The sequence below is a fragment of the Kitasatospora sp. NPDC085464 genome (assembly GCF_044541955.1).
Lineage (GTDB): Bacteria > Actinomycetota > Actinomycetes > Streptomycetales > Streptomycetaceae > Kitasatospora.
This window is the reverse complement of record NZ_JBITTM010000020.1, coordinates 1-22,211: the sequence shown is the minus strand read 5'-3', so window position 1 is coordinate 22,211 and position 22,211 is coordinate 1. Positions and strand designations below refer to the sequence as shown.

Below are 22,211 nucleotides of genomic sequence, written 5' to 3'. Positions count from 1 at the left end.
CAGCATCGGCGTACGGGCATGTGTTGCGCGTGTGAAGCCTAGGGTCAACGCGCGTAGCTGTCAGGACGTCGAACGTAACGAGAGGATTACCTCCTGACGAACCGTCGCCGTCCGCGGGGTGCGGAGACTGCGCAGGGGCGGGCCTCAGACCCCCGGCTCGGCGGCCAAGTGCCGCTCCGCGCGCACCCGTTCGGCCACCGCGTCCTCGGTCATCGCGCGGTCGGTGTACACCAGCGGTCGCTCGGTCTCGGTGATGATGTGTTTGACCACCTGGACGTTCCCGTTGACGTCCCAGACCGCGATGCCCGGCGAAAGTGTGGGAATGATCTCCACCGCCCACCGCGGCAGACCCAGCACCCGGCCGGTGGCCCGCGCCTCCTCGGCCTTCTGCATGTAGATCGTCCGGGTGGAGGCCATCTTCAGGATCGCCGACGCCTCCTTGGCCGCCGCACCGTCCACCACGTCCGACAGGTGGTGCACCACCGCGACGAAGGAGAGCCCGAGCCGGCGGCCGAACTTCAGCAGCCGCTGGAACAGCTGCGCCACGAACGGGCTGTTGATGATGTGCCAGGCCTCCTCGACCAGGAAGATGCGCTTCTTCCGGTCCGGTCGGATCCAGGTGTGCTCCAGCCACACCCCGACGATCGCCATCAGGATCGGCATCGCGATCGAGTTGCGGTCGATGTGCGAGAGGTCGAAGACGATCAGCGGCGCGTCCAGGTCGATGCCCTCGGTGGTCGACCCGTCGAACATGCCGCGCAGGTCACCGTCGACCAGCCGGTCCAGCACCAGCGCCACGTCCAGGCCCCAGGACTGCACCTCCTCCACCGCCACGCCCAGCGACTCCACCGAAGACAGGTCGGGGTTGCGCAGGGTGTCGATGATGTCGTCCAGCACCGGCTGGCGGTCCGTCACCGAGGCCACCACGTGGGCGTGCGCCGCCTTCAGCGCGAAGCCGGCCCGCTCCTCCAGCCCGCGCCCCATCGCCACCTCGATGATGGTGCGCAGCAACGAGAGCTGGCCGGTCTGGGTGATCGCCGGGTCCAGCGGGTTGAGCTTCACCCCGCCGTCCCGGGCGGCCATCGGGTCCAGCCGGATCGACTTTATGCCCAGCGCGTCGGCGATCAGGTTCCACTCGCCGACGCCGTCCTCGCCCTGCGCGTCGAGCACCACGACCTGGCGGTCGCGGAACCTCAACTGCCGTAGCACGTACGTCTTCTCCAGCGCCGACTTGCCGTTGCCGGACTCGCCGAGCACCAGCCAGTGCGGAGCCGGCAGCTGCTGCCCGTACAGCTGGAAGGGGTCGTACACGTACCCCTTGCCGCTGTACACCTCACGGCCGATGATCACGCCCGAGTCGCCCAGCCCCGGCGCGGCGGTGGGCAGGTAGACCGCCTGCGCCTGGCCGGTGGAGGTGCGCACCGGCAGGCGGGTGGTCTCCACCTTGCCGAACATCAGGCTGGTGAACGCGTCGGTGAGGTTGCCGAGCGCCATGTGCGGCCTCCCTGAGTCGGCGGAACGGTCGGACGGGTGCGGAGGTCCGCGGCGGCGTCAGCGGCGGATGCCGGTGGCGAACGGAAGGGTGTTGACGAAGGCCCGGTGGTGCTCGCGGTCGCACCACTCCAGCTTGAGGTAGCTCTTGCCGGCCGAGGCCCGGATGGTCCGCTTGTCGCGGGCCAGCGCGTCGGGGTTGCGCGAGGAGACCGTGATGTAGCCGACCAGGTTCACCCCGGCCGCACCGGAGGCCAGGTCGTCACCGCGCTGGTCCACCCGGCCGGTGTGGGCCAGGTCGCGCGGGTCGACCGTCCGGTTCATCTTGGCGGCGCGGCTGGCCTCCGCCTCGTCGTTGGTCTTCTCGGTCAGCATCCGCTCGATCGCGACGTCGGTGGGCTCCAGGTCCATCGTCACCGCGACCGTCCGGATCACGTCCGGGGTGTGCACCAGCAGCGGCGCCAGGAAGTTGACGCCCACCGGGGTGAGCGGCCACTCCTTGATCCAGGCGGTGGCGTGGCACCACGGCTCCCGAGTCGCCGACTCGCGGGTCTTCGCCTCCAGGTACTGCGGGTTGGTCGCGTCCAGCTCGGCCGGCCAGGCGTTGCGCCGGGACATCGCCTGGATGTGGTCGATCGGGTGGTCCGGGTCGTACATCGAGTGCAGCAGCGAGGAGAGCCGGGCCTGGCCCAGCGGCTGGCGCACCCGGATGTCCGCCTCGGCCAGCCGGGCGCAGATGTCGGTCAGCTCGCGCGCCATCACGGCGGCCAGCCCCTCGTCGTCCCGGGCCCGCCGGCCGGTGGCCGTGCGGCCCATCGCGTGCGCCTCTGCGGCCAGGTCACGGGTGTAGTGCATGCAGGCCACCAGGTACGCCCGGTGCTGCTCGGACGACGTCGACACCATCGACTGCAGCTGGTCGTAGGAGTCCTGCAGCCAGCGGGGCGAGGACGGATCGCCGCGGCGCTCCACGTCCTTGGCGTGCGCGTCCGGGTCAGCCGGCAGGGTCCGGGCCAGGATCTGCAGCCGGGTCACGAAGCCGTCCCCGTTGGCGACGTGCTTCAGCAGCGTGCCGAACCGGTCGACCAACGCCTCCTGGTCCTCCGAGTCGCGCAGCCCGACGCCCGGGCCCTCGATCTCGATCGCGGCCGTCACCGTCCGCCGCTCCAGGTGCATCAGCACCCCGACCTCGTCCGGCCCGAACGGCGCGGTCAGCCAGCGCAGCCGCCCGACTCCGGGCGGCGGCCCGACCTCCACCTCCCGGCCGTCCATCCGGGTGCCGGCGTCCATCACGTCCGAGCGCCACACCGCCCGCCCGCTGCGGATCGTCCGGCGGTAGGTCCGGTTGATCTCCACCCACTTGTAGAACGTCCGCTTGCGGTACGGCACGTACACCGCCGCGATGGCGAGCACCGGCAGGCCGAGCAGACCGCCGATCCGCAGCGGCAGGATGGGCATCAACAGGCCCCAGAGCATGCCGAGGAACGCCCCGAAGATGATCAGCAGGATCTCGCCGGACTCCCGGTTCCGGCCGATCGGCGCGTTCGGGCGGGCCTTGCCGATCAGGTAGGTGCGGCGCTGGTGCACGTACGGCTGGGCGTACTGGGCACCGTACTGGCCGAGCGGTTCGCTGCTCACTTACCCGTCACCCTCCCTTCGCTGGATTGCTGTCGCGGATCGGAACCGGGGCGGCCTGCGGCGGGCCGGCCTGCGGCGGCGGGGCGGGCGTCCGGCCGGCGTGGGCGGCGATGCCCGGCGCGACCGAACCGCCGCCCGCGCCACCACCGCCGCCACCCGCGCCCGCCGGCCCGCCGCGGTCGCCGTGGGTGGTGATGCCCTGCTTCATCAGGTTCGCGGTACCGTTGATCATCGCCGAACCCGCCTGCACCGCATTGGCCCGGGCCTGGCGCATGTTCAGGATCTCGTCGCCGAAGCCCGGCACGAAGCGGTAGATCGCGGCACTGGCGAAGATCGACAGGAACAGGATCGCCAGCCCCGACAGCACCCGGGCGAAGTCGTCGCTCGCCCCGGCCCCGCTCGCCACCGCGCCCGCCAGGCCCAGGATGATCACGATGATCGGCTTCGCCAGGTCCACCGCCAGCATCACCCCGGCCCACCGGCGCACGTGCTTCCACAGCTGCTTGTCGACCAGCCCGGCGTACACCGCCGTCCCCAGCAGCGCGCCCACGTACAGCATCGCCGCCCGGATCAGCAGCTCGATCCAGAGCACCGCCGCCGCCAGCACCGCGACCAGCGACACCAGCACCAGGATCAGCGGACCGCCGCCGACGTTCCCCTTCTCCAGGGTGTCCGCGAACCCGCCCAGGTACGACCCGGTGTCCGTCTTCGTGCCGACCGCGATCGCCTTGGTCAGCCCGTCCGTCACGCTCACCACGGTGTAGAGGATCAACGGCGTGAACGCGGACGCCACCACCGTCAGCCACAGGAAGCCGATCGCCTCCGAGAACGCCGTCGTCAGCGGCGCCCCCCGCACGGCCCGCTTCGTCACCGCCAGCAGCCACAGCACCAGCGTGATCACCGTCGACACCGCGAACACCACGGCGTACTGCTGCAGGAACGACGCGTTGGTGAAGTCCACCTGCGTCGTCCCGTCGATCGCCCCCGACAGGTTCCGCACCACCCACGCCGCCGCCTGCGCACAGCTCTTCGCCAACGCCCCGAGCGGATCGGTCACATTGCTGACGGCACCGCCGGGCACCGATCCCCCAGGCTTGGAGGCGCAGTAGACGTCGCTGCCGGGCAGCGGCAGGACATCGCAGTTGTTGCTGCCCGACGGGCTGGGAGTCGGGTCCGCGAAGGCCCGGGACGCCATGCCGATGACTGTGGCCTGCACGAGAGCGAAGGCCGTGACGACCCGGCCGAATCGAGGGAGCCGTCTCCCGACCGCACCGTCAACGCGCATAGCGGAACCCTCCGAACTGCTCTGCTGATCCGGCGATCTCATCCGCTGTGGCCGCCTGCTGGTCGCCCGGCATGGGAGCCGGGCCTGACTTCCGAGTGAAGTCGGTGAGCTTCCAGTCGCCGCCCGTCCAGTGCAACGAGAGCGTGAGGGTGAACCAGTTCGTGGTCACCGGCTGGACGGAGCGCTCGCCGGCGAGGCCGGTGAGGCCGGTGCACCACACCTCGACCTTGGCGTCGCTGTCGGTGTAGCCGGTCGACTTGGTGCCGACCGGGACGGTGCGGCTGACGAAGGTGAGGCCCTGGGGGGCGCGGCCCTGGGCGTCGAGGCCGTAGCGGGCGACGGTGTCGCCGCCGAAGCCCTGGTCCAGTCGGCTCTGCAGGGTCGGCGCCGCGCCGGGGTCGGCGATGGTGGCGACGATGGTGTGGCGGCTGTCCGCGCGGAACATGTCCGCCGAGCCGATCGCCACCGCGTAGTTGGCCGCGGCGGACTGGGCGCCCTGGTCGCTGTGCGGGAAGCCGGAGGCGATGCCGTTGACGGTGGTGCCGACGGGCTGGTCGCCACTGGGGGCGGGGCCGGCGCCGGAGGGTGCGCTGGGGGTGGCGTGGTCGGCGGAGCGGCCGCCGTCGCTGCCGGTGCCGGGCTTGCCGCGGTTGGCGATGGCGATGGCCACGACGAGCAGGGTGACGACGACGAGGACGGTCAGCAGGGTTCGCAGCGGTCGTGACTGACGGAGGCTCGGCTGCGGGGAGGGCTGTTCGCCGACCGGTAGCCGCGTACGGGTGTGCGGCTGGTCGTCGGACAACGGCACGGCGGCCCTCCTGGTGCGGGGAGCCGGGGGCGGCTCCGGGGGCCCTCCACCCGGGGGCGGGCGCGGACGGAGGGTGGGAACGGGGGTGGAGTCCTGGCAGGCCGGCCGCTGGAGGGGGTCCGGACGGGGACCCGACCGCGGACGGGCGGACTACTGCTGTCCGATCGTCAGATCGCCATGCCGTAGACAATGGTGAACAGAGTGCCCAGTGATCCGATGATGAACACGCCGGTCAGTCCGGCCACGATCAGCCCCTTGCCCTGTTCGGCTCCGAAGCTGTCGCGCATCGCGGTCGCACCGATCCGCTGCTTGGCGGCGCCCCAGACGGCCAGGCCGAGGCAGACGAGGATGGCGACGGCCATGATGACCTCGACCATCACCCGGGCCTCCGACCCGAGGCTCGCGAACGGGCCCCAGTCCGGGGCGATCCCGCCGATGATGGTGTCGATATTCGGCTTCTTCGGTGGGTCATCGGCCAGGTGGCCGACCGCATAGGTGTGCACGCTGCTCAGGTTCATTTCCATCTCACCGCCCGATCAGGCAAATTCAAGGGCCCGGACCCCGCCCGCGCGAAGGGTCGGTGCCTATTCTTGGCCAGATCTGATGTCGACTTGGCTACTTCTCGCGGATTGGTCGTGAGGCATCGGACACGTACGCGAGGATGTCCACCGTACGAAGGATAGCGCTCACTCCTTGTATCTCTGATGATTGCGGTGAGCAACGCCTTCCGGGACACTTCGACTGACGAATCGTCGGGATGGTGCTGATGGTACTCCGGAAGGCCGGTGCGGCCGCCGTCGCTGCGGGAGTTGTTTCGTTCGGGCTCATCGGGCTGGTGACGATGGGGACTTATGCGGCGAGTGGGACGGCACAGCAGGCGGCGAATCGTTCCGCCCTCTCCCCCGGAACGGTCCCCGCGGCCTACCAGGACGCGATCCAGAAGTGGGGCGCGCTCTGCCCGGAGATCTCCCCGCCGATGCTCGCGGCGCAGCTGTACCAGGAAAGCGGATTCGACCCCAAGGCCCGCTCCGGTGTCGGGGCGCAGGGAATGGCGCAGTTCATGCCGGGCACCTGGGTGACGTACGGAACGGACGCGAACGGTGACGGCCGGAAGGACGTCTGGGACCCGTACGACGCGATCGCCTCGGCGGCGGTCTACGACTGCGCGCTCGCCAAGGACGTCTCGAACGTCCCGGGCGACCCGCAGGCCAACATGCTGGCCGCCTACAACGCCGGTCCGTACGCGGTGACGAGCAACCGGGGCATCCCGCCGTACAAGGAGACCCAGGGCTACGTCCGGAGCATCCAGGCGATGGCGCGCAGCTTCACGGCACCGACCGCGCCGTTGGAGGTGTCCGCGCAGTCGGCGGCGGCCATCTACTTCGCGCAGACCAAGCTCGGCACCCCCTACCTGTGGGGCGGCGAGGGCCTGCCCTCGCAGAGCGGCCGGTTCGACTGCTCGGGCCTGACCCAGGCGGCGTACGCCAGCGTGGGCATCACGCTGCCCCGGGTGGCCAACGACCAGTGGTACGCGGGCCCGCACCCGTCGCGCGATCAGTTGCGGCCCGGGGACCTGGTGTTCTTCGCGACGGACCTGAGCGACCCGCGGAGCATCCACCACGTGGGGATCTACGTCGGCGGCGGCTACATGATCAACGCTCCGCACACCGGCGCGGTGATCCGCTACGACAAGATCGACACCAAGGAGTACATCGGCGCGACCCGGGTCACCTCGGACGGCGCCCAGGCGCTGCCGAGCCGGAACACCGACGGATCGGTCAACGCCCCGAGCCGGCCCGGTTCGACGGCGCCGGCGAGCCCCGCCGCGAACCAGGGCGGACCCCCGGGCGGCACGCAGGGCGGCAGCCAGGCGGTCTCCGCCCGGCCCGCGGCGGCGGCCCCGGCGGCGCCGACCGGGCCGGCCCCCGCCGGGGCGGGCCGGTAGGCCGCGGTGCGGCCGGGCCGCCCGGGACCTGTGTGCGCACTGTGGACGCTGAGTCAAGTTTCGATAACCGCGCGTTTCCGTGGAACGCTGTATCCCGGAAATGACGTTTCTTCCGGTGGCCCCTCGTCAGCAGTCCGCGCCGGGCGGGCCCCGGCGGGAACCCACAGGTGCAGCGGACCAGAAGGAGGTGCGGCGTGTCGACGCCGCTTGCCGACACGACCAACCCCGACCTCGGCCTGCTCTACGCCGTCAACGGTCTGGCCAAACGCTCCCCGCAGTGGCTGGACCACCTGGTCTCGTGGATCGGCGAGTACGGCATCCTGATCGGCCTGGGCATGCTCGGTCTGGTGGCCTGGCTGCAGGCCAGACGCCGCCCGGACGCGCCGGTGGCGGTCGCCGGGCTGCTCTGGGTGCCGCTCTCGGTCGCGATCGCCGAGCTGGCCAACCTGCCGATCGCCGCGATCGTGAACCGTCCGCGCCCGTTCGTCGACCACCCCGGGCTGCTGGTGCTGGTGGACGGCAAGGCCGGCACGCACTCCTTCGTCAGTGACCACTCGACGATGACGATGGGCGTCGCGGTGGCGCTGTTCCTGGTGAACCGGAGGCTCGGCTGGATCGCCGGCGGCCTGGCCCTGTTGCAGGGCTTCTGCCGGATGTTCATGGGCGTCCACTACCCGACCGACGTGATCGGCGGCTTCGCGCTGGCCGTCGCCGTGGTGCTGCTGCTGGCGCCGATCGCGATGGCGGTGCTGGTCCCGTTCTGCCACGCGCTGAGCCGGACGGCCGTCGCCCCGCTGATCCGGGCACCGGAGCGCGCCGACGCGGCCCGCGGCGGGGCTGCTCCGCGCGGCCGTCGGCGCGGGCGCGGGCCGGTGCGGGCCGAGGAGCAGCCGCCGGAGTCCGACCTCGCGGCCTGACCCAGCGCACCGGTGGCACGGCCGGGAAACCGTCCGGCCAGGAAACGGTCACGCCCGGAGGCGGCCCGGGGCAGCCGGCCCGGGCAGTCAGTCCGACGCCGTGCCGTTCTCGGCCAGGTGGCCGGCCCCCTCTCGGCGGGCGAGGTCGCGGGAGCGTCGGGCCGGGGAGTACCAGCCGCAGCTGCACGTCGCGTAGGCGAAGGAGCCGCGCTCGCTGATCGCGACGCGGTGCTCGGGCATCCGGGTGCCGGGCGCGGCCGACAGCTCACTGTGCACGTAGTTCACCGTAACGCGCCGGATGCCCGGTGCGCGACGCCCTCCGGCCGGCGGGCACCCGTAACCCTTTCCGGCCCAACTCGTTTGCCCGGAAAGAGCTCTGCCCACCCGGTGGTGTCCCGGCAGGGCAGTCGGGCCCGAGGGGGTTGTCGCGAGGATGAAGATGACCGACCAGCAGCGCACCGGGCGGCCAGCGCGCCGTCCGGGTCCGCACCTGCGCTCGGCGGCCGGGGCCGCCCTGCTCGCCGTCGCGCTCGCGGCGGGCGCGGCCGGCTGCACGGGATCCGGCGGTGGTTCCTCGGACCAGCAGTCGAACGCCCCCGACCAGCTCGCCGCGGACCCGCTGACGGCGGTGCGCAACGCCGCCGACATCACCGGCCGCACCGGCTCCGCGCACACCGCCACCGAGCTGGTCACCGAGTCCGCCGAGAAGAAGGCCTCGTTCAGCGGCACGGGCGGCTACGACTACGTGAAGCGGATCGGCCGGCTGGAGGTGCAGGTCCCGCCGGGCGCCGCGACCACCGGGAAGATCGTCGAGGTGGTCCTGCCGGGCACCGTGTACCTGCAGAACAGCGGCGCCAAGGTGCCCGAGGGCAAGTGGGTGAAGCTGGACGTGCGCCAGCTGCCGGACGGCAACCTGGTCAGCAGCGGCGCGACCGACCCGGCCTCGGCGGCGGGGGCGCTTCGCGGGGCGCAGAAGGCGGACGCGGTGGGCACCGAGACGGTCGACGGCGTCGCGCTGCACCACTACCGCGGCACCCTGGACCTGGCCAAGGCCGCCGACGCGACCGGTGGCCGGGGCGGGGACGGCCTGCGGATGGGCGCACAGACCTTCACCGTCAAGGAAGTCCCGTACGACGCCTGGCTGGACGACCAGGGCCGGCTGCACAAGGTGGTCGAGGTGTTCACCTTCGCCGGGGTGGCCGGGTCGAAGGAGGCCAAGGACCAGGTGAAGGTGACGTCGACGACCGCGCTGGCGGACTTCGGCAAGCCGGTCGAGGCGGCCGAGCCGTCGGCCTCGGACATCTACCAGATGAAGCCCACGGAGAGCCCCAAGTAGGTCGCCCGGGCAGCGCTCCGGCGCCGGGGCGAGACGGGGTGCCGTCGGAGCGGGTGGCCGTCCGGGGAGCGGCGGTCACCCGTTTCGGCGGCGCCGAGATGGCCCGTCCGTGCCATGTGGACGGGCCCCGGAGTGCCTAGGCTGGACGTCGGGTGGCTGCCGCCCGGGCTGGCGAGGCACTGAAGGGGTGGTGCAGGTGGTGTCGTCCACGGGCGGCCGCAGCGGCGGCCACGACGACGCGGCCCTCGACGAGATCGAGCTGGCCGGCGAGCTGATGATCGCCGCGACGGCCAGCTCCGGCGAGCGGCTGCCGACCGAACGGATCGACGAGGTGCTGCTCGACCGGGCCGATCCCCGGTCCGCCGACCGGGAGGCCGACGGCTAGCCGGGCCGCCCGGACCACCCTCAGGGCTGTCGGGCCGTGGAGCCCGTGGGCTCAGCTGCGCAGCAGGCGGCTGATCGCGGCGGTGGCCTCCGCCACCTTGGCGTCCAGTTCGGCCCCGCCCTCCTCGGCGGCGGCGGCGACGCAGTGCCGCAGGTGCTCCTCCAGCAGGGAGAGCGCGAAGGACTGCAGCGCCTTGGTGCCGGCCGAGACCTGGGTGAGCACGTCGATGCAGTAGACGTCCTCGTCGACCATCCGCTGGAGACCGCGGATCTGGCCCTCGATCCGGCGCAGCCGCTTGAGGTGCGCGTCCTTCTGGGCGCTGTAGCCGTGCGGGCCGTGCCCGCCCTGGTGTCCGGCGGCGGCCGCGGGTGCGGCGTGGCCGGCGTGCGGGTCGGCCCCGTGCGCGTGATCCGGCTCGGTGCGCGCTTGCGTCGTGGTCATCGGCCCCGCCTTCGTCTGAGTGCCTGGTGGCTGCGTCGGCCACCAGTGTCCAACACCGGGGCCTCCGGTGGTGTTCCGGCGGCCGATGCGGCATGTGCCGCCGAGCTCGGGCGGGGCCGTCCGGCGGGTTCACCCGTCTGAGCGGCGACCCGGCCCTCCGTGCGCACGACGGGGACAATCCGGGCGAGGTTCCGTCAGACTGGGGGCCCGCGTCCGTACGTGGCGGTGCGGCCGGGCCGGCCGATGCAGCAGCCGAACGGAAGGGGAGGCGCCGGCTCCGCGCTCGGCACCCCGTTTGCGTGATTGCGCTCGGTTGCACCTAGCATCGTTCAGTCCCTACCCCGCACATCGGAGATTTCCGTGCGTTTTAGCCTGACCCCGAAGGAGACGAGCTTCTACGACATGTTCGCCGCCGCGGCGGAGAACCTCGTCGTCGGATCGAAGCTCCTGCTGGAGCTTCTGGGATCGGACGTGTCGGCCCGCACGGAGATCGTCGAGCGCATGCGCGCCGCCGAGCACGCCGGGGACGACACCACCCATGCCGTCTTCCACCAGCTGAACTCGTCCTTCATCACGCCCTTCGACCGCGAGGACATCTACAGCCTCGCCTCGTCGCTGGACGACATCATGGACTTCATGGAGGAGGCCGTCGACCTGGTCGTCCTCTACGACATCCAGACCCTGCCGAAGGGGATCGAGCAGCAGATCGAGGTGCTGGCCCGGGCCGCCGAGCTCACCGCGGCGGCGATGCCGAACCTGCGGAGCATGTCGAACCTCACCGAGTACTGGATCGAGGTCAACCGGCTGGAGAACCAGGCCGACCAGATCCACCGCAAGCTGCTCGCCCACCTGTTCTCCGGTCAGTACGACGCCATCGAGGTGCTCAAGCTCAAGCAGATCGTGGACGTTCTTGAGGAGGCGGCGGACGCGTTCGAGCACGTCGCCAACACGGTGGAGACCATCGCCGTCAAGGAGTCCTGACCCTCGTGGACATGGCAGCACTCATCGCCGTCATCGGCGTTGCGTTCTTCTTCACCTACACCAACGGCTTCCACGACTCGGCGAACGCGATCGCCACGTCGGTCTCCACCAGGGCGCTCACCCCGCGGGCCGCGCTCGCGATGGCCGCGGTGATGAACCTGGCCGGCGCCTTCCTCGGCAGCGGGGTGGCGCACACCGTCTCGCAGGGGATCATCGACACCCCCTCGGGCAACCAGGGCATGGCGATCCTGTTCGCCGCCCTGATCGGCGCGATCGCCTGGAACCTGGTCACCTGGTACTTCGGACTGCCCTCCTCCTCCTCGCACGCCCTGTTCGGCGGCCTGGTGGGCGCCGCGCTGGCCGGTGGCACCGGGGTGATCTGGAGCGGAGTGATCGACAAGATCATCATCCCGATGGTCGTCTCGCCGGTGGTCGGCCTGATCGGTGGCTACCTGGTGATGCTGGCGATCCTGTGGATCTTCCGCCGGGCCAACCCGCACCGGGCCAAGCGCAACTTCCGGGTCGCCCAGACCGCCTCCGCCGCCGCGATGGCACTGGCGCACGGCCTCCAGGACGCCCAGAAGACCATGGGCATCGTGGTGATGGCCCTGGTCATCTCGGGTCAGCAGGCCACCTACGACATCCCGGTCTGGGTGAAGATCTCCTGCGCGACGATGCTCTCGCTGGGCACCTACGCGGGCGGCTGGCGGATCATGCGGACGCTCGGCCGCAAGATCATCGAGCTGGACCCGCCGCAGGGCTTCGCGGCCGAGACCACCGCCTCGATCGTCATGTACATCACATCGTTCGTGTACAAGGCGCCGATCTCCACCACCCACGTGATCACCTCGGCGATCATGGGCGTGGGGGCCACCAAGCGGATCCGCGCGGTGCGCTGGGGCGTCGCGAAGAACATCGTGCTCGGCTGGTTCATCACGATGCCGGCGGCCGCCGTCGTCGCAGCGCTGGTGTACTGGTTCGTCCACCTGTTCTGGGGCTGATCCCGGAGGGACCCGCCGGACGCCGGTCCCGGAGGCCCCCGGACGACACCGGGAACATGACAGGGCCCGCCCCCACATCTCGGGGGCGGGCCCTTCTTCATGTCCCGCGGCGGCACCGCCATGCAGCACCACGGGACAGCTCGCGTTCCGCCGTTCGCCGCGCTTGCGCGCGTGGCGGGGTCCGGTCTAGCCGAAGCGGCCGGAGATGTAGTCCTCGGTCGCCTGGACCGACGGGTTGGAGAAGATCCGCTGGGTGTCGTCCAGCTCGATCAGCTTGCCCGGCTGGCCGACGCCCGCCAGGTTGAAGAAGGCGGTGCGGTCGCTGACGCGGGCCGCCTGCTGCATGTTGTGGGTCACGATGACGATGGTGAACTGCGACTTCAGCTCGCCGATCAGGTCCTCGATGGCGAGGGTGGAGATCGGGTCGAGCGCGGAGCAGGGCTCGTCCATCAGCAGGACCTGCGGCTCGACCGCGATGGCGCGGGCGATGCACAGGCGCTGCTGCTGACCGCCGGAGAGGCCGGCACCGGGCTTGTTCAGCCGGGTGTGGACCTCCTTCCAGAGGTTGGCGCCCTTGAGCGAGTGCTCCACGACCTCGTCCAGGACGGCCTTCTTCTTCACGCCCGCGAGCCGGAGGCCGGCGACCACGTTGTCGTAGATCGACATGGTCGGGAACGGGTTCGGGCGCTGGAAGACCATGCCGATCGAGCGGCGCACGGCGACCGGGTCGACGTTGGCGGCGTACAGGTTCTCGTCGTCCAGGAGGACCTTGCCCTCGACGCGGGCGCCGGGGATCACCTCGTGCATCCGGTTCAGGGTGCGCAGGAAGGTGGACTTGCCGCAGCCGGAGGGGCCGATGAAGGCGGTCACCGAGCGGGGTTCGATGCTCATCGAGATGTCCTCGATGGCCTTGGTGGTGCCGTAGTAGGCCGACAGTCCGCTGACGTCGATGCGCTTGGCCATGATCGTTGCTTCTCTCGTCTGTCTCGTACGTCAGTCTGGTCAGTGGCCGGTCTTGGGCGAGCGCCAGCGGGCGATACCCCGGGCGATGAGGTTGAGCCCCATCACGAAGGCGATCAGCACCAGCGCCGCACCCCAGGCTCGGGCGTAGCCGTACTGGTTGTTCACCTGGGAGTACTGAGTCCAGATGTACATCGGCAGGGACTGCTGCGGACCGTCGAACGGGTTGTTGTTGATGTAGTCGGCGCCGAACACCAGCATCATCACCGGGGCGGTCTCGCCCGTGATGCGGGCGACCGCGAGCATCACACCGGTGGTGATGCCGCCGATCGCGGTGGGGAGGACGATCCGCAGGATGGTCTTCCACTTCGGCACGCCGAGCGCGTACGAGGCCTCGCGCAGCTCGTTCGGGACGAGCTTGAGCATCTCCTCGGTGGACCGGACCACGACCGGCATCATCAGGATCGCCAGCGCGAGGCTGCCCGAGAAGCCGGAGTAGCTGAAGCCCAGGGCGAGGTTCCAGAGCGAGAGGATGAACAGACCGGCGACGATCGACGGGATGCCCGTCATGACGTCGACGAAGAAGGTGACCGCCTTGGCGAGCTTGCCGCGGCCGTACTCGACCAGGTAGACGGCGGTCAGCAGCCCGATCGGGGCGGCGATCGCGGTCGCCAGGGCGACCTGCTGCAGGGTGCCGATCAGCGCGTGGTAGATGCCACCGCCGGGACCGGACTGGAGCACACCCTTCATCGAGTGGCTCAGGAAGTTCCCGTTGACCACCTCGATGCCCTGCTGGACGGTGTACACGGTCAGGGCGACCAGCGGGACGACCGCCAGGATGAAGGCGACCCAGACCACCGAGGTGGCGAGCCGGTCCTTGGCCTGTCGGCGGCCCTCGACCCAGGCCGAGGCGCCGTAGCTGATCAGGAGGAACAGCAGGCCCGAGATCAGGCCCCACTGCAGGTGGCTGGCGAGGCCGGCGGCAGCGCCGATCCCGCAGCCGAGGGCGACCGAACCGACCGCGACGGCGGCGGGGGCCCACTTGGGCAGCCGGTTGGCGGTCAGCGGACGGCCGGCGGGCCGGGCGTCCTCGACGACGGCGGTGGCGGTCATGCGTTGGCCCCCGAGTACTCCTTGCGGCGGGCGATGATCAGTCGCGCGGCACCGTTCACCAGGAGGGTGATGACGAACAGGACGAGGCCGGAGGCCATGAGCGCGTTGCGGCCGTTCTCGCCGGCCTCGGCGAACTTCAGCGCGATGTTCTGCGCGAAGGTTCCGCCGCCCGCGTCGAGGATGTGCAGCGACAGGACGTTGCTGGAGGAGAGCACCACCGCGACCGCGATGGTCTCGCCGAGCGCGCGGCCGAGGCCGAGCATCGAGGCCGAGATGATGCCGGGGCGGCCGAACGGCAGCACCGCGGTGCGGATCATCTCCCAGCGGGTCGCGCCGAGCGCGAGCGCCGCCTCCTCGTGCATCCGCGGAACCTGGCGGAACACCTCGCGGGAGACCGCGGTGATGATCGGCAGGACCATGATCGCCAGCAGGATGCCCACGGTGAACAGGTTGCGCGGGGTGCCGGACTTGGTCTGGTCGAAGATGTACGTCCAGCCCAGGTACTCGTTGAGCCAGCTGGTCAGGCCGTCCATGTGCGGGACGAGGAAGAGCGCGCCCCACAGGCCGTAGACGATGCTGGGGACGGCGGCGAGCAGGTCGACCAGGTAGGCGAACGGCTGGGCGATCCGGCGCGGCGCGTAGTGCGAGATGAACAGCGCGATCCCGATGGCCACCGGGACGGCGATCGCCATCGCGATGACGGCGCTCACGATGGTGCCGACGACCAGCACCGCGATGCCGAAGACCGGCTTCGGGGCGTCCGGCGCCCACTCGAAGGTGGTGAAGAAGTTGCCCTCGTTCTTGCTGAGGGCCAGGCCCGAGCGCCAGGTCAGGAAGCCGGCGATCGCGGCCATGATGACCAGCAGCAGGATGCCCGATCCCCGGGCGAGGTTCATGAAGATCTTGTCGCCGAACCGGCTGTCACGCGGTCGGCGTTCCCTGCCTCGCGGGGCGGCAGGGGAGGATGAAGTCATTGGTCTACTCCGGTCTGGTGATGCCGCCCCGGAAGGGGGACGGCACCATGGCGGCGGTGCCCCGGACGTGGTGCTGGGTTTGGTGCGTTCCGGTGGAGCGGCCCCGGCCCCCCTCGCTCACGGGGCCGCTCCACCGGTGGTCCTGTCGGATCAGGCCAGGGTCGGGATGACGGCGCTGACCTTGTCGGTCAGCTCCTTCGGCAGCGGGACGTAGCCCTTCTCGCCGGCCGCCTTCTGGCCCGCCTCGCTGACGGTGTAGGTCAGGAAGGACTTCAGGGTGTCGACCGTCTCGGCCTTGTTGCCCTTGTCGCAGACGATCTCGTAGGTGACCAGGACCAGCGGGTACGAGCCCTCGTCCTTGGTCGCGTAGTCGAGCTTCAGCGCCAGGTCGCTGCCGGTGCCGGCGATCTGGGCCTTGGCGAAGGTGTTGGCGGCGTTGGCGGCGGTGGCCTCGACCGGCTTGGAGGCGCCGGTGTTGATGGCGGCGCTCTTCAGGCTGTTGGTCTGGGCGTAGGCCAGCTCGACGTAGCTGATCGAGTTCTTGACCTGCTTCACCTGGGCCGCGACACCGGCGCTGCCGTTGGCCGACTGGCCGCCCTTGGCCGCCCAGGTCTTGCTGGACGGGTAGGACCAGGCGCCGTTGCCGGCGGCGGCGAAGTACTTGGTCAGGTTGTCGGTGGTGCCGGAGTCGTCCGAACGGTGGAACGACTGGATCTCGGCGTCCGGCAGCTTGGCGCCCGGGTTCAGGGCGACGATCGCCGGGTCGTTCCACTTGGTGATCTGCGAGTCGAAGATCTTGGCGGCGGTCGGGCCGTCCAGGACCAGGTTGTCGACGCCCTCCACGTTGAAGACCAGCGAGATCAGACCGCCGGCCATCGGCAGGTCGATGCCCTGACCGCCGGTGCAGACCGCCTTGGAGGCGTCGACCTCGGCCGGCTTCAGGGCCGAGTCGGAACCGGCGAACTGGACCTTGCCCTGGGTGAACTGCTGGATGCCCGCGCCGGAGCCCACGCCCTGGTAGTTGATCGTGGTGCCGGAGCAGGCGCCGCTGAAGTTGGTCTTCCAGACGTCGATCGCGGTGCCCTGCGCGGTCGAACCGGCGGCGATCAGCGAGCCCGGCTTGCCACAGTTGATCGAGGCAGCGGGAGCGGCGGAGCCGCTGGAGCCGCCCGAGGCGGTCGTGTTGTTGTTGTCCGAGCCGCAGGCGGCGAGCGACAGCGAGCTGACGAGCGCCACGGCACCGATGGCGAGGGCCTTGGAGCGGCCGTTCCGCTGGAGCTTCACAGGGGTGTCCCTTTCTGAGGCATTGCCCGCTGCGCGTGCCGTACGCGTACGGCTCAGCACGGGTTTCTGCTGTGGTCCGGGGCCCGTTCGGCCCTCCGGTGGTCCCGAAGTTAGGCCGGGCAAGTGACACGACAGCCGGTCGCAAGTGAACGGGGAGTGAACCTCGAAGGGATGGCAGGAAACTACGTCAGGTAGTAACGGTTGCGTCACGGCAAGGGCGCGGGAAGATCACTTCCGCGGTTCCCTCACCGGGGCGCGCCGGCCGAGCGCACCGGCTTCGCCCCCAGGATCACCAGCAGCGCATCGATCAGCAACCGGTCGTGCTCGTACGTGAGCCGGGCGCGCGCCTTCCCGGCCGGCAGCCACTCCAACCGGTCCACCTCGCGGTTGGGCCGGAAGGCGCCGCTCGACGGCACCGCGGCCCAGTAGCGGACCTCCTTCGGGCGGCCCTGCACCTGGTAGTGCTGAGCGGGCAGCTCCGGGCCGAGCAGGCACCGGAAGCCGGTCTCCTCCCACACCTCGCGCAGCGCCGCCTCGACCACGCCCTCGCCGGGGTCGAGCTTGCCCTTCGGCAGGCTCCAGTCGTCGTACTTGGGCCGGTGGATCACCGCGATCCGCGGCCGCCCCAGCCGGCCGCTCTTCTTCGGCCGGCCCGGCAGCCACAGCACCGCGCCCGCCGCCATGACCACCGTCGCGCGCACCGCCCCGGTCGCGCGCACCGCCGCCGCCCGCCCGGCTCCCGGGCGCCCGCCCAACTCAGACCGTCCTCGGTGCGGCGGAGTGGCCCCAGCCCTCGGCCGGGAACTCCGGCCAGCCGTCCGGGCCGGGCATCAGCTCGGGCCACCGGCGGCCGAAGGCGTACCGCGCCGACTCCACCTCCAGCCGCTGGTCGGCGTGCACCACGCCCAGCACGTACGCGGTCGCGGGGGTGATCCGCGGGGTGCGCGCCGCGGTGGAGGCGGTGACCGCGGCGTCCGCGGCCTCCTGCTGCCGGGCCAGCACCGCGTCCAGCTCGTCCAGGTCGGAGGACGGGCGGCCGCAGACCTCCAGCGCGTACCTGCCGCGCTTCACCAGGATCCGCAGCCGGGCCCAGGGCGCGTCGTCCGCCGCCAGTGCCGAGTCCGCGTCCACCGCGCCCCGGGCGGCCGGGACGGCGCCCAGCCGGCGCATCCCGTCCCCGCCGTACGGCGTCGCGGCCCGCTGCAGCGGCAGCTGCTGGGCGGTCGCGGACAGCGCGGCGAAGGCCGCGGCCGCGTGCGGCAGCAGCACCGCCGACGCCCGGCCGTCCGCCGAATCAAGCAGCGGCGCCTCGCCGACCAGCAGCGTCATCCGGTCCGCCAGGGCGTGCAGCCGGGCCGAGCGGAGCTCCTGGAGGACCGTGGAGTGCGCCCGGGTCCGGGCCAGGGTCAGCTGCCGGTCCAGCAGCGCCCGCGCCTTGGGGGCGCCCGCGTGGCCGGCCAGCATGCCCGTCCCCTCCGGGTCGCTGCCGCTCAGCGAGTCCAGCGCGCCCAGCAGCCGGGCCGAACGGCGGACGTACCCGGGTTCGAGCGCCAGCAGGTTGAGCAGCCAGCGCAGCTCGGTGCGCGACTCCTGCGCCCACGTCTGCTCGAAGACCGAGCCGAAGGTGTGCAGCAGCCCGCCTATCCGCCGGACGGCCCGCAGCAGGTCGGCGGTACCCGCCGCCGGGACGACCGAGGCGGTCCCGGGTCTGGCGCCGACCTCGCCCACCGCCAGCGGCAGGGCGCGCAGGAAGGCGCCGGCCTGGGCGGTGAGGTGGCGGGAAAGGATGTCCCCGGCGGTCGCGGTGGAGGCCGCCTGGGCCGTCATCGGCGCATCGGTCATGGCGTGGTAGATCCCCGTTCCTCCGGGGTCGTTCCCCGGAGCTGGTGGCCGACCGCCGGACCGGCTGCCCTCGGGAGTCTCCAGGGCCCGCCGTTCCGGCAGCTTCGCATCAGTGGACGCGTCAGCGCGTGGTGGCGGCCCGGCGGCGCTGGCGCGAATCGATCAGGAGGTCCTGGACGTGCCGCAGCTGTCGGCCCTCGGCGTCCTGCGAGTGGCGGGTCCAGGTGCCGTCCGGCCCCAGGTGCCAGGACTCGGTCTCGTCCGACACCCCGAGGTCGATCAGCCCGGACAGCTCGGCGCGGTGCGCCGGATCGGTGATCCGCAGCAGCGCCTCGATCCGGCGGTCCAGGTTGCGGTGCATCATGTCGGCGCTGCCGATCCAGACCTCCGGATCGCCGTTGTTGCCGAACACGAAGATCCGGGAGTGCTCCAGGAAGCGCCCCAGGATGCTGCGGACCCGGACGTTCTCGCTCAGTCCCGGCACGCCCGGGCGGATCGCGCAGATGCCGCGCACCCAGACGTCCACCGGCACCCCGGCCTGCGAGGCCCGGTAGAGCGCGTCGATCACGGCCTCGTCGACGATCGAGTTGACCTTGAGCTTCACGTACGCCGGGCGGCCCGCCTTGTGGTGGGCGATCTCGTTGTGGATCCGCGCGACCAGCCCGTCGCGCAGGCCGCGCGGGGCGGTCAGCAGACGGCGGTAGGACTCGCGGCGCGAGTATCCGGAGAGCCGGTTGAAGAGGTCCGACAGGTCGGCGCCGACCTGCGGGTCCGAGGTCAGCAGGCCGAGGTCCTCGTAGAGCCGGGCCGTCTTCGGGTGGTAGTTGCCGGTGCCCACGTGCGAGTAGCGGCGCAGGGTGTCGCCCTCCTGGCGGACCACCAGCGACAGCTTGCAGTGCGTCTTCAACCCGACCAGGCCGTAGACCACGTGGCAGCCGGATTCCTCCAGCTTGCGGGCCCACTTGATGTTGGCCTGCTCGTCGAAGCGCGCCTTGATCTCGACCAGGACCAGCACCTGCTTGCCGGACTCGGCCGCGTCGATGAGCGCGTCCACGATGGGCGAGTCGCCGGAGGTCCGGTACAGCGTCTGCTTGATCGCCAGGACGTCGGGATCGGCGGCGGCCTGCTCCAGGAAGGCCTGCACCGAGGTGGAGAAGCTGTCGTACGGGTGGTGCAGCAGGACGTCCCGCTCGCGCATCGCGGCGAAGATGTCCGGCTGGGAGGCCGACTCGACGTCGGTCAGGCCGCGGGCCGTGCCCGCCACGAACTTCGGGTACTTCAGCTCCGGCCGGTCCAGCTCGGCGATCCCGAACAGCCCGGTGAGGTCCAGCGGCCCGGGCAGCGGGAAGACCTCCGCCTCGGTGATGTTCAGCTCCCGTACCAGCAGGTCCAGGATGTAGGGGTCGATCGACTCCTCGACCTCCAGCCGCACCGGCGGGCCGAAGCGCCGCCGCATCAGCTCCTTCTCCAGGGCCTTGAGGATGTTCTCGGTGTCGTCCTCCTCCACCTCCAGGTCCTCGTTGCGGGTGACGCGGAAGGCGTGGTGGGCCAGCACCTCCATCCCGGGGAAGAGCTCCTCCAGGTGCGCGCCCATCACGTCCTCCAGCGGGACGTACCGCTGGGGCGAGGCCTCCAGGAAGCGCGCCAGCGACTGCGGCACCTTCACCCGGGCGAAGTGCTTGTGCCCGGAGACCGGATTGCGCACCACGACGGCCAGGTTGAGCGAGAGTCCCGATATGTACGGGAAGGGGTGCGCCGGGTCGACGGCCAGGGGGGTCAGGACGGGGAAGATCTTCTGCCGGAAGAGCGTGTGGAGCCGCGCCTGCTCCTTCTCGGCCAGCTCCGACCAGCGGACCACCTCGATGCCCTCGGTGGCGAGGTCCGGCAGGACCTCCTGCTGGAAGGCCGCGGCGTGCCGGGCCATGAGCTCGCGGGAGCGGGTCCAGATCAGGTCGAGCACCTCGCGCGGCTGGAGGCCGGACGCGCTGCGCTGGGCGACGCCGGTGGCGATGCGGCGCTTGAGGCCGGCCACCCGGACCATGAAGAACTCGTCCAGGTTGCTGGCGAAGATCGCCAGGAACTTGGCCCGTTCCAGCAGCGGGATCCCCGGGTCCTCGGCGAGTTCGAGGACGCGCTCGTTGAACGCGAGCCAGCTCCGCTCGCGGTCGAGGAAGCGGCCCTGCGGCAACGCTTCGAACTCCTGCTCGTCCGTGGCCGGCAGCTCGGGCGGGATGCCCAGCGCACCGGACATCCGGGCCGTCGGCGACAGCGCGGCAGAGACGGGGCGGGGGATGCTCATGGGCTCCAGCTCCTCCAGCAGCAGGACGGCGTCCGGACGCGAATGGCTCTGCGGGCCGTCGCCCTCGCCCCGGGGCGATCCCGGGAACAGCGCCCATCCGCCGGGCGCGGTCCGTACAGGACCGGCCGCCGTGGGGCGGTCGACTCTGCACGAGCGAGACACTACGGACTTCATCCTGTGATCTTCGCGGCAGCAATTGAATCCACGGTAAACACCGCATGGCCAGGAGGAAAGCTGAGTCGGTCGGGGCAAGGGCCGTTGCCGTTCCGGCCACTCCGCCCGCGACCGCTCCGGGCCGACTTCACCACCTCCGGGAGGCGGCCGGACCGTGGGGTGAGGGGGTCAGGCCGACCGGTTCTGCTCCTGGTACCGGGCTCGGTACATGAGGTCCACCTCGTGAATGGTGAATCCCAGTCGTTCATATACCCGCACGGCGGCCGGATTGTCGGCGTCGACGTAGAGGAGAACGGTTTCCAGTCCTCGCTCGTCCGGGCCGGAGCCGGTCAGGTGACGCAGACCCGCCGCGGTCAGCGCGCGGCCGAGGCCGCTGCCCTGCTCCGCCGGGTCCACCCCGACCACGTACACCTCGCCGCGCTCGGGCTCGGTGACGGTGGCCGGGTGCACCTTGGTCCAGTGGAAGCCGACCACCTTGCCGTCGCGGGTGGCGAGGAAGAAGCCGGCCGGGTCGAACCAGGACTCGGCGATCCGCTCCGCCAGGTCCTGCTCGGTCCAGGCGCCCTGCTCCGGGTGGTGGGAGAAGGCCAGCGCGTTCAGCCGCAGCCACTCGGCGTCGTCCTCCCCCGGACGGAAGGTGCGGAGCTCGACGCCTGCGGGGAACGCCACCTCCTCGGCCTGCCGACCGGTGCGGCGCATCTGCCGCAGCTCGCGGACCAGCTCGGCGCCGTACGACGCGGCCAGGTGCCGGGCCGCCGGGTGCCCGCCGTGCACCCAGAAGTCCACTGCGTCGTGCCCCGCCCGGTGGGCCTGGGCCAGTACGGCGTCCACCAGCGGGCGGGCCAGGCCGCGGCCGCGGGCGGCCGGGTCGACGACCAGCTCGGCGGCGGGGGCGGCGGACTGGTCGGCGGCGGGGCCCTGCGGGATCTCCAGCTGGCCGTAACCGAGGACGACCCCGGGTTCGGATTCGGTCGCGGCTTCGGTCCCGGCTTCGGTCTCCACGAAGTGGGTGACCCCCGGGCGCGCGCTCTCCGCGGCACGCAGCCGGAGCCGGCCCTGCTCCGAGACGGCGGCCCGACCGTCCACCGCCTGGGCCTCGGCCAGGACACGCAGGGCGCCGTCGCGCTGCCCGGGGTGGAGCACGTTGTTCGCAGTGACTGCCGTCTGTTCGTCCATGCACTGACGATACGTCACCGGAAATGCAAAGAACCCCTGATCCGAGTGGATCAGGGGTTCTTTGGAATGATTGTTCGGCGGCGTCCTACTCTCCCACAGGGTCCCCCCTGCAGTACCATCGGCGCTGTGAGGCTTAGCTTCCGGGTTCGGAATGTAACCGGGCG

At 71.2% G+C, this 22,211-nt stretch carries 21 protein-coding genes and 1 rRNA gene; 6 read left to right on the top strand and 16 right to left on the bottom strand.

The window, feature by feature from the left end; translation table 11 throughout:
- Nucleotides 1–144 precede the first annotated feature (144 nt).
- The 5 genes from ACIGG8_RS19130 to ACIGG8_RS19110 all read right to left on the bottom strand — a co-directional run bounded on the left by ACIGG8_RS19130 (nt 145) and on the right by ACIGG8_RS19110 (nt 5,737).
- The gene (locus ACIGG8_RS19130; protein ID WP_396549292.1) at nt 145–1,494 is read right to left on the bottom strand and encodes an ATP-binding protein; all 1,350 of its coding nucleotides are present in this window, start codon (nt 1,492–1,494) and stop codon (nt 145–147) included.
- A gap of 57 nt (nt 1,495–1,551) precedes the next feature.
- A complete protein-coding gene (locus ACIGG8_RS19125; RefSeq protein WP_396549290.1) occupies nt 1,552–3,126 on the bottom strand; it encodes an SCO6880 family protein in 1,575 nt (524 codons plus the stop codon).
- Nucleotides 3,127–3,133: 7 nt separating this feature from the next.
- A complete protein-coding gene (locus tag ACIGG8_RS19120; RefSeq protein ID WP_396549288.1) occupies nt 3,134–4,321 on the bottom strand; it encodes a hypothetical protein in 1,188 nt (395 codons plus the stop codon).
- 79 nt (nt 4,322–4,400) lie between these two features.
- The gene (locus ACIGG8_RS19115; RefSeq protein ID WP_396549286.1) at nt 4,401–5,219 is read right to left on the bottom strand and encodes a hypothetical protein; all 819 of its coding nucleotides are present in this window, start codon (nt 5,217–5,219) and stop codon (nt 4,401–4,403) included.
- 167 nt (nt 5,220–5,386) lie between these two features.
- Nucleotides 5,387–5,737, bottom strand: a complete 351-nt coding sequence (locus tag ACIGG8_RS19110) for a hypothetical protein (RefSeq protein WP_350525702.1) — start codon at nt 5,735–5,737, stop codon at nt 5,387–5,389.
- Between the two features lie 239 nt (nt 5,738–5,976).
- Here ACIGG8_RS19110 and ACIGG8_RS19105 point away from each other — a divergent pair, with 239 nt between their 5' ends.
- Complete coding sequence (locus ACIGG8_RS19105; protein WP_396549285.1) at nt 5,977–7,164, top strand: NlpC/P60 family protein; 1,188 nt, start codon at nt 5,977–5,979, stop codon at nt 7,162–7,164.
- Nucleotides 7,165–7,358: 194 nt separating this feature from the next.
- On the top strand, nt 7,359–8,081 hold the full coding sequence (locus tag ACIGG8_RS19100; protein WP_350525704.1) for a phosphatase PAP2 family protein: 723 nt from the start codon (nt 7,359–7,361) through the stop codon (nt 8,079–8,081).
- 87 nt (nt 8,082–8,168) lie between these two features.
- Here the strand turns inward: ACIGG8_RS19100 and ACIGG8_RS19095 are convergent, their stop codons facing one another.
- A complete protein-coding gene (locus ACIGG8_RS19095) occupies nt 8,169–8,357 on the bottom strand; it encodes a hypothetical protein (protein WP_350525705.1) in 189 nt (62 codons plus the stop codon).
- 163 nt (nt 8,358–8,520) lie between these two features.
- On the opposite strand from ACIGG8_RS19095, the gene ACIGG8_RS19090 reads away from it, so the two are divergent.
- Together ACIGG8_RS19090 and ACIGG8_RS19085 are read left to right on the top strand one after the other, a co-directional pair.
- Nucleotides 8,521–9,417 (top strand): hypothetical protein, encoded by an 897-nt coding sequence (locus ACIGG8_RS19090; RefSeq protein ID WP_350525706.1) that lies wholly within the window; start codon nt 8,521–8,523, stop codon nt 9,415–9,417.
- 196 nt (nt 9,418–9,613) lie between these two features.
- Nucleotides 9,614–9,802 carry a hypothetical protein gene (locus ACIGG8_RS19085; RefSeq protein ID WP_396549282.1) on the top strand — a complete coding sequence of 63 codons (189 nt, stop codon included), beginning with the start codon at nt 9,614–9,616 and terminating at the stop codon, nt 9,800–9,802.
- Between the two features lie 51 nt (nt 9,803–9,853).
- Here the strand turns inward: ACIGG8_RS19085 and ACIGG8_RS19080 are convergent, their stop codons facing one another.
- Nucleotides 9,854–10,243 (bottom strand): metal-sensitive transcriptional regulator, encoded by a 390-nt coding sequence (locus ACIGG8_RS19080; protein WP_396549280.1) that lies wholly within the window; start codon nt 10,241–10,243, stop codon nt 9,854–9,856.
- A gap of 360 nt (nt 10,244–10,603) precedes the next feature.
- Between ACIGG8_RS19080 and ACIGG8_RS19075 the strand changes: the two genes are divergently transcribed.
- Both ACIGG8_RS19075 and ACIGG8_RS19070 read left to right on the top strand, forming a co-directional pair.
- Nucleotides 10,604–11,224, top strand: a complete 621-nt coding sequence (locus tag ACIGG8_RS19075; protein ID WP_350525709.1) for a DUF47 family protein — start codon at nt 10,604–10,606, stop codon at nt 11,222–11,224.
- A gap of 5 nt (nt 11,225–11,229) precedes the next feature.
- Nucleotides 11,230–12,225 carry an anion permease gene (locus ACIGG8_RS19070; protein ID WP_396549278.1) on the top strand — a complete coding sequence of 332 codons (996 nt, stop codon included), beginning with the start codon at nt 11,230–11,232 and terminating at the stop codon, nt 12,223–12,225.
- A gap of 186 nt (nt 12,226–12,411) precedes the next feature.
- Here ACIGG8_RS19070 and pstB read toward each other — a convergent pair whose 3' ends face one another.
- The 9 genes from pstB to rrf form a co-directional block, all read right to left on the bottom strand.
- A complete protein-coding gene (gene pstB, locus ACIGG8_RS19065; RefSeq protein WP_350525711.1) occupies nt 12,412–13,188 on the bottom strand; it encodes a phosphate ABC transporter ATP-binding protein PstB in 777 nt (258 codons plus the stop codon).
- A gap of 39 nt (nt 13,189–13,227) precedes the next feature.
- Nucleotides 13,228–14,298, bottom strand: a complete 1,071-nt coding sequence (pstA, locus tag ACIGG8_RS19060) for a phosphate ABC transporter permease PstA (protein WP_396549277.1) — start codon at nt 14,296–14,298, stop codon at nt 13,228–13,230.
- A complete protein-coding gene (gene pstC, locus ACIGG8_RS19055; protein ID WP_350525713.1) occupies nt 14,295–15,272 on the bottom strand; it encodes a phosphate ABC transporter permease subunit PstC in 978 nt (325 codons plus the stop codon). The genes pstA and pstC overlap by 4 nt, the downstream gene beginning before the upstream one ends.
- A 150-nt stretch (nt 15,273–15,422) precedes the next feature.
- The gene (pstS, locus tag ACIGG8_RS19050) at nt 15,423–16,556 is read right to left on the bottom strand and encodes a phosphate ABC transporter substrate-binding protein PstS (protein WP_396549275.1); all 1,134 of its coding nucleotides are present in this window, start codon (nt 16,554–16,556) and stop codon (nt 15,423–15,425) included.
- 245 nt (nt 16,557–16,801) lie between these two features.
- Nucleotides 16,802–17,239, bottom strand: a complete 438-nt coding sequence (locus ACIGG8_RS19045; RefSeq protein WP_396549435.1) for an NUDIX hydrolase — start codon at nt 17,237–17,239, stop codon at nt 16,802–16,804.
- 73 nt (nt 17,240–17,312) lie between these two features.
- Nucleotides 17,313–18,398 (bottom strand): CHAD domain-containing protein, encoded by a 1,086-nt coding sequence (locus ACIGG8_RS19040; RefSeq protein WP_350525716.1) that lies wholly within the window; start codon nt 18,396–18,398, stop codon nt 17,313–17,315.
- 121 nt (nt 18,399–18,519) lie between these two features.
- Complete coding sequence (locus ACIGG8_RS19035; RefSeq protein ID WP_396549273.1) at nt 18,520–20,697, bottom strand: RNA degradosome polyphosphate kinase; 2,178 nt, start codon at nt 20,695–20,697, stop codon at nt 18,520–18,522.
- A 342-nt stretch (nt 20,698–21,039) separates the two neighbouring features.
- Entirely contained in the window at nt 21,040–22,047 is a 1,008-nt protein-coding gene (gene mshD, locus ACIGG8_RS19030; RefSeq protein ID WP_396549271.1) for a mycothiol synthase, read from the bottom strand.
- 72 nt (nt 22,048–22,119) lie between these two features.
- Nucleotides 22,120–22,211 (bottom strand): 5S ribosomal RNA (rrf, locus tag ACIGG8_RS19025); the annotation flags it as partial.